At 68.8% G+C, this 6,543-nt stretch carries 3 protein-coding genes and 1 pseudogene; 1 reads left to right on the forward strand and 3 read right to left on the reverse strand.

Annotation, left to right across the window (positions count from 1 at the left end; genetic code table 11):
* The 3 genes from Q0066_RS13810 to Q0066_RS13820 form a co-directional block, all read right to left on the reverse strand.
* Nucleotides 1-4,319 (reverse strand): choice-of-anchor M domain-containing protein (locus tag Q0066_RS13810; protein ID WP_298133859.1); only part of this gene is annotated, 4,319 nt, incomplete at its 3' end.
* A 306-nt stretch (nt 4,320-4,625) separates the two neighbouring features.
* Nucleotides 4,626-5,240 carry a hypothetical protein gene (locus tag Q0066_RS13815; protein ID WP_298133861.1) on the reverse strand — a complete coding sequence of 205 codons (615 nt, stop codon included), beginning with the start codon at nt 5,238-5,240 and terminating at the stop codon, nt 4,626-4,628.
* A gap of 310 nt (nt 5,241-5,550) precedes the next feature.
* Entirely contained in the window at nt 5,551-5,829 is a 279-nt protein-coding gene (locus Q0066_RS13820; protein ID WP_298133863.1) for an HU family DNA-binding protein, read from the reverse strand.
* 327 nt (nt 5,830-6,156) lie between these two features.
* On the opposite strand from Q0066_RS13820, the pseudogene Q0066_RS13825 reads away from it, so the two are divergent.
* A pseudogene (locus Q0066_RS13825) lies at nt 6,157-6,543 on the forward strand (hypothetical protein); the annotation flags it as partial.

Genomic DNA, 6,543 nt, shown 5'->3' on the forward strand with positions numbered 1-6,543 from the left:
GTCGCCGTCCAGCCCCGCTTCACGGTGGTCTTGACCCGCTTCACCTTCACCGAGGGCTTGGCCTTGGCGACCTTGACGGTGGCCTTGGCGGTGGCGGGCTGGAAGGTGTCCGCGACCCCGGCGTAGGTGATGGTCACCGTCCGGGTGCCCGGCTTGAGGGCCTTCTTCGGCAGGGTCAGCGTCGCCTTGCCGTCGGAGAGGGTGCCGGTGACCGTCTTGGAGCCCACCTTGACCTTCACCTTGCCGGTCGCGTCGGGCGAGACGGTCACGACCAGCTTGGCGGTCTTGCCGTAGGTCTGGGTGACCGCGGCAGCGGTGATCGTGGTCGCCACCGGGCCCTCGTCCGGATCCGGGTCGGACGGGTCCGTCGGCTCCGGTTCGGGCTCTGGCTCCGGTTCGGACGCCGTGACCGTCACCGGGTCGCTGGGCTCGGATTCCGGGCCCTCGCCCAGGGCGTTGACCGCGCGGACCGTCGCCGTCCAGGTTCCGGCCGGGACGTCGAGGAAGACCGCGTCCGACGCCGTCGCTCCATCGATCGTCTCGGTCAGCGGCTCACCCGAGTCGGGGGTCAGCGTGACGATGTAGGACGTGATGGGCGAAGCGCCGTTGTTCGGCGTGCCCCAGTACACCCTCACGTCGCTGCCGTCGAGGTAGGCGCCGACGTTGTGCGGCGCACCCGGAGGGCTGGGCTCCGGCAGGAGGACGGCGTCCGCGACGGTCAGGATGCGTCCGGTGCCGTCCAGCACCGCGGCGTGGACCATGTCCCAGGGCTCGACCGTGACCGACGCGGTGGGTCCGGTCGCGCCGGTGATCCGGACGTAGCCATGGCTCCATCGGTACCACTGGTAGCCGGCCACTTCGGGATGGTCGCCGTCGAGTGCCAGCGTCAGCTCGACCTCGGTGTTCGAGGTCACCGAATCGGGGACGCCGGTGATGGACGCCCCGAAGTCGGCGGCTTCGACCTTCTGGGCCAGTGCGGGCCGCGGACCGACGTGGAAGTGGTAGCTCTTCGCCGGTCCGGTCAGGGTGTCCCCGGCGGTCGTCGTCGCCGACGGGGTGACGGTCAGCTCGTAGTCGCCGGGCTCCGTGAACACCCACGCCGTGTGGTAGTGGATGTTCGGCCCGGTCTCGATGACCTCGGGCTTGTCGTCGGTGGTGTCGATGTACATGTTCTCCGGCCCGTTGTCGCCGGGGATGAACGCGAAGACGTCACCCGGCCCCTCGACCGTCACGCCGAACGTCACCGAACCCTGCTCGTCGGGGATCGTGACCCCGTCGGGCAGGCTGTCCAGCAGCCGTTCGGTGCTCCACCCCGGCCACGGCAGGCCCTCCTGCTGACTCCAATCCAGCAGGTAGGTCTCGCGTCCGGCCGGGCCGAGGAATTCGTACCCCGGCGGGATCTCCTCGAAGGCGAAGGCAGCCGTCGCCTGGTCGACCGCGACGGTCACCGTCTCCGGCGCCCGGTAGGCAGCGTCGAGATCGTAGAGCCTGGTGTCGTCCTTCACGCGCAGATCGAGCTGTTCGCCGGCCTTGTCGTAGGTGAGTTCGAAGAGATCGATGTGCCCCTGATCCAGCACCACCGGGCGCAAGTCCATCGGCTCAGGGCCGGGCTCGCTGCCGCGGCCTTCGATCTGATCTGCGGTCTTGCCGCAGTCGGCCTCCGTGACCTTCTCAGGCTTGAGGTCACCAACGGCGAAGAGCAGAGTGAAGGACGTGCTCCGGCCGGTCTCGGTTTCGGTCGCGGTGATCGGGACGCAGTACGCCCCGTCCGAGGTGAACGCCCAGTTGCCGTGTCCATGGCCGGAGAAGGAGAACGATCGGTGTTCCGGACCTGAGCTGGACAACAGACGGCTCGGCGCTCCGAACCCGTCGGACTGGTAGAGCTCCAACTTGCCTGGAGCGGCGACCTCACCGAGTTGCCAAGTGATACGGGTCTGAGCACTGAGGGCCTGGGAGCCGGCCCTGACGTTCCAGCCCGGCCACAGCAGGCCGTCGACTTGGGACTGCGGCAGCAGCCAGACCGGATCTCCCTGCTGGCCGAGGAACGCATACGCCGACCCGGCGCCAACCTGATCTACGGCGTCGGGCGAGACGAACAGGGTCGACTCGCCGGCGGCGCGCTCCGCCGGAGGCGTCACTGAGTCGTCGTGGAGCGTCACGGCGAGTCGGTCGGCATCGAGGGTGGAAAGGACGTCGATGTGCCCCTCGGAGAGCACGGTCCGCCCCGAGTCGGCACGCGGGTCCGCGTCACCGGGGTCGCCCGGCTCCTCGTCGTCAGGCGGCTCGGACGCGACACACTGCTCTCCGGGCTGTGCCGTTGCGGCTGGGACGCCCGCGGCGACCGCCAAGGTCGCGGACACCGAGACCTCGCCGCCCCCGGCTCTGGTGCCGGAGAAGGTGAACGGCAGGCAGTAGACGCCGGGCTCTTCGAACAGCCAGTGCCCGCTGACGTTTGTGCCCGGCCGCACGTTTCCCGAGTTCGAGGCGCGGGACGGCACCGTGGACAGCCGCAGCGGCCCGTCGTCGCTGCTGAAGTCGAACTCGCCCGGGCCCCGGACCTGACCCAGACTCCAGGTCATGTCGCCCGCCAGGCCGGAGAGGCCAGGGTCCAAGGCGGAAAGATCGAGGTCGATGGCGTTCTTACCAGACCTGTCGGTCAGGAAGTACCGCGCTCCGGCTCCCCAGGCGGCAGGCGCGGATGACAGCGCTGTGGCCCGGGTCTGGATCACCACGTTGTCGAGCGCGTAGCGAGTTCCGCCGTTGAAGCGGGACCCCTCAACCAGGTCGATGCTCAGCCCGGCATCGCTCAGGCTGGGCACGAGGTTGGCGAACGCAGCGGTCCACAGGCCGTCGATCTGAGGAGCCTCAACCACGTGACGGCCCGCCGCCCCATCGGCTGCGGGAACGTCCGGGGTGCCCGACGCGAAGCGGACACCCGACGCCTGAGCCTGCTCACAGGTGGGCGCGGTCTTGGGGTCGTAGGAGTCGCCGCCGACGACGAAGGTGAGGACCCGGTGCACGGAGGCGACCTCGCCTGAGGAGCGGATGCCTTCCCAGGTCATGGCCAGGCAGTAGGTTCCGGCGGCCGCGAAGTCCCAGCTGGAGTGCACATGGGCGCCGTGCGGGAAGCCGCGAGTCTGCGGCAGTCCCTGCCGGGTGTTGAAGTACGGCGACCCGCCCGCCTGCGCCTGCTGCTCGCTCGCGGCCAGCATGAACTCACCGGGGGCGGCACCCCCATCGAGGCCGGTCACCGAATCCAGCCGCCACTGCGGGCGTCCCTGGAAATCCGAGGCCGCGAAGCTCTCTCCGGAATAGCCGAGGAAGACGTTGCCGGCCGGTGTCTGCGACTGAGGCAGCCGCCAGAAGGTCTGGCCAGGGGCAGTGATGAAACTGTTGTCGACGAGGGAGGCGCCGCTCGTCTGGACGTCCTCGGGCATGGTCAGCTTGGCGGTGTCGGTGACGAAGACGACCGTATTCGCGGGATTCCGCCAGGCATCGAGGCCGGACGCGGTCTGATGGAACCCGGCCGACCACTCGCCGGCATCGTTCCAGTACGGTGCGACATCGGTGTGAGTGGGGATGAGCAGCCGGTTGCCGCTCTGGTCCAGCGGATCGACCTGGCCGGGGTAGTAGCCTTCGGGCAGATCGGGCCCGGTGCCACAGGGCTGATCCGACCACATGTCCCAGTCGCCGACGACCACCCGCAGGGTCTCCACGTCGCTGAGAAGCTCACGGCGGTTGGCAGCGCTGGTGGAGCCGGGTGCCCAGGCGTGAGCTTGGAGATCGAGGCAGTACACGCCGTCATTGTTGAAGGTCCACGGGGTGGCCGACACCCACTGGTGCGGGCTGTCGTCGGCCGTGCCGATGGCCGGGTCGATCGAACTGAGTCCAAAGTTCGGCGCGAAGGCAGCGTCCTGGCTTGGGAGGTCGTTGTTGCCGCGGAACATCATTGCCCGGCCTGGAGCGGTGGCCCCGACGATGTTGAGCACCACATGGCGGTATCGGTTGCCGTCGGGAGCGTTGTTGCGGGAGGTGCTGAGGCTGGCGGCGGAGACCTGGCGATTGATGCCCAGGTGTTCGCCGTCGAGCTGGGCGCCCGGTGCTGTCGCGCAGACTTCCTGACCAGCGGGGGCGATAACACGCCAGTCTTGCTGTGCGGGCACCTGCCAGCGCGTCCGGCAGGAGATGTGGACGGTTGCTGCGCTGAGGTCGTGCCGCGCCGGCGCGCCCTCAGCGATCAGGTCGACGGAGGTGGCGTTGTCCCAGGTCCCGAGCTGCCACAGGTCGAGATCGAGCTTGTCGTCGGGCGTCAGGCTCACATTGACCTGCGTGTGGCCGCCCAAGACCGTGCGGCCGGCATCGTCGGCACCCCCGCCGGCGGCGGACGCCGTGGGAGCGGCGGAGCTCAGCAGCGTGGCGGTGGCTACTGTGAAGGCCAGGGTGGTGCCCAGGGCGCCAGTCGCGAGGCGGCGGTGCAGAGGGCTTCGGATGGCTGTGCCTCGCGCGGCAGGTGGCATGAGGGAGTTCCTTCGGTTCAGTGAGACGGATCGTGGTGTGGCAGCAGCGTCCGAGACGCCCAACTGGTGGGTACGGCCGAAGCCGCACCCACCAGCGTCAGGACTTGCTCAGCCCGAGACGTGCAGCGGCAGTGACGACTGCACGCTCCCGTGGCCTGCCTGCGAGAAGGTGAAGGTGAGGTAGTAGTCACCGTCCACCACCCACGGCGACGGATCGTCGTGGTAGGTCGGCGAGGTCAGCGTCAACGGCCCTTGGTTGCCGTAACCCGACGAACTCCAGGTGAAGGTGGTGCCACCGGCGCTCGACGGGTTGCCGGTGCCGGTCGCGCCGGTCAGCGTGACCTGGAAATCGGTCAGCGAGTCGCAGTTCGGACCGAGCTCGACCTCGAAACCGAGATCGAACTCGTCTTCGCCGCCGAAGACGAACTCGTAGTCGGGATCGAGTTCGCCATCCTCGTGCGATTCAAGGAAGAAGTCGCCGCTCGTGAAGTTGTGGCTGAGGTTGCACGTCGGCACGAAGACGAGATCGACGTGGTCGTCGTCGGCGTGGGCGGGTCCGGCGCTGGCAAAAACCGCGCCCAAGGCGAGGGCGGCCGAGGCAAGCGCCAAGGCCGGCTTCTTGATTGCGTTCATGGTTGTCTTTCCTTTCGATGGATTTGATGAAGGGGTGGGTCGGGCCACGGCCCAGGCCATAGGGGCGTTCAGGACGCGGCCTTCATCCATCGGTCGGAGTAGACGCACGTCACCAGGCGCCAGCCGGCGTGCTGGCGCCTGGTGCGTAGCGGGATCGGGCGGACGACGGGCGTCTGGTTGTGAGCGGGTAGCTCGTGGCAGGGGCAGTCGCAGTCAGGCCCACAGGTCGAGCGGTGCAGGTGTCCGCGCAGCAGCACGCCGTGGGCTGCCACGGCGGAACGGCAGCACGTGCCGTCAAGCTGCTTGCACACTTACTGCCTCCTGAGGATCTAATGAGAATTGATCTCAATTGATAGCACAGTGTGAGCCGGTTGTGAAACCCGATCCCGCTCGATGGCACTCAGGCCGCGGCGACGCGGCGACGGAAGGCCGTGCCGGCCTTGAAGGCGGGGGCGATGCTGGCGGGGATCTCCATGGCGGCGCCGGTCTGCGGATTGCGGCCGGTCCGGGCGGCGCGGGCGCGCTGCTCGAAGGTGCCGAAGCCGGGCAGGGTGACGCTCTCGCCGGCGGCGACCGTGGCGACGATCGCCTCCAGGGTCGCGGTGACCGCCTGGTCGGCGTCGCGCACGCTGAGTCCGGCCGCTCCGGCGACCACCTCGACGAGTTGGGATCGGTTCATTGGGGCTCCTTGTCGTAGTAACTAATGAGTATTGGTATCAGTAATTGCCGGATTCGTCACGCCGAGATGGACGGCCTTGGGAGATCTTGCGACGGAGTTGCCGGGCAGCGGACCCTCGTTGCGAGCGCGGGCCCGCACCTGATCGCATCGAGGGCCAGTCTTGGCGTCCGAGCGCCAGGCTTCAACGCTGGCCCTCGGCGGCTATGGCTGGCCCTCGTTTCATGGCGGTGGTGGGTGTCGGTGGCGCTGTGGGCCGATGTGACACCGGCGGCTGGGCGGGGTAACGTAAATAACGAGAATTGTTATCAACAATAGAGAGGGTGACCCATGCCACGGCTCCGCATCCTGCCGGTCCTGCTGGCGGCCGGGCTGGCGTTCGGCCTGCTGGGTGCGCAGACGGCTGCCCTGGCGGAGGAGCCGACGTCGACCCCGACGGCGAACCCCGGACCGTCGCCCCACCCCGAGCCCACCAAGGAGTCCCCGGAACCGCCGCCGAGCCCCGAGCCCACCCAGGAGTCATCCGCGCGACCGGCCCCGAAGCCGGAGCCGAGCAGTCCTCCGGAAACGGACCAGGGCACCGGTGAGCACCCGGCGCAGAAGCCCGCTCCGGCGGAAGAGCCGTCGTCCACACCGTCCGCCCCGGAGCCCGAGGACGAGGACGAGGTTGCAGCCGTACCCGACCAGGAGGCTCGGCTCGCCACTCTGACGCTGGAC

The organism is Micropruina sp., assembly GCF_027492755.1.
In the GTDB taxonomy this organism is placed as follows: Bacteria; Actinomycetota; Actinomycetes; order Propionibacteriales; family Propionibacteriaceae; genus Micropruina.

Bases quoted from the DNA above. Each gene is read 5' to 3' on its own strand.
- Q0066_RS13815 (WP_298133861.1), bottom strand. From the start codon at position 5,240: ATGGATGAAGGCCGCGTCCTGAACGCCCCTATGGCCTGGGCCGTGGCC.
- Q0066_RS13820 (WP_298133863.1), bottom strand. From the start codon at position 5,829: ATGAACCGATCCCAACTCGTCGAGGTGGTCGCCGGAGCGGCCGGACTC.